The organism is Limnospira sp. (genome assembly GCF_051859755.1).
Taxonomy (GTDB): Bacteria; Cyanobacteriota; Cyanobacteriia; order Cyanobacteriales; family Microcoleaceae; genus Limnospira; species Limnospira fusiformis.
Genome location: NZ_JBIMLI010000403.1, coordinates 1 through 625 on the forward strand (window position 1 = coordinate 1; position 625 = coordinate 625).

The following is a 625-nucleotide window of genomic DNA, read 5'->3' on the forward strand; positions in this document are numbered from 1 at the left end:
GCTATACTAGAAAACAGCTTCAGAGATTAGCCCGACTCATCTAGTCGGAGAAAATAACTATGGTTCAACAAGTTTCCCCAACCGTAATTTATCCAGACAGTGACGGACAGCCGATGGCAGAAAATACCCAGCAATTCCAGTGGATTGTGGTAATTAAAGAAAACTTAGAAATTTTGTTCGCCAATCGGCCTGATGTGTTCGTGGCGGGAGATTTACTCTGGTATCCGGTGGAAGGAGATAATAAAACCCGTCAAGCCCCCGATGCCATGGTAGCCATAGGCAGGCCGAAAGGTCATCGAGGTTCCTATCGGCAGTGGGAGGAAGATAATATAGCGCCCCAGGTGGTGTTTGAAATTCTCTCACCGGGGAATCGTTTGGCGGAGATGAACCGGAAATTTAAGTTTTATGAGCGTTATGGGGTGGAAGAATATTATATATATGACCCGGAGCGTTTGGATTTGGCGGGATGGCGGCGTGGTGAGAGTGAGTTAAAAATGATTGAGGAAATGTCTGGTTGGGTGAGTCCTCGCCTCCAGATTCGCTTTGAATTTCCGCCCACGGGTTTAGAGTTATATTATCCCGATGGTCGTCGTTTTTTGACTTCTGTAGAGTTACACCAACAAGC

The 625-nt window shown here is 46.6% G+C and carries 1 protein-coding gene; it reads left to right on the plus strand.

The annotated features are described in order from the left end of the window. Positions 1-59: 59 nt before the first annotated feature. Positions 60-625: Uma2 family endonuclease (locus tag ACTIE0_RS24890; protein ID WP_315641271.1), on the plus strand; the 566-nt coding region annotated here is incomplete at its 3' end.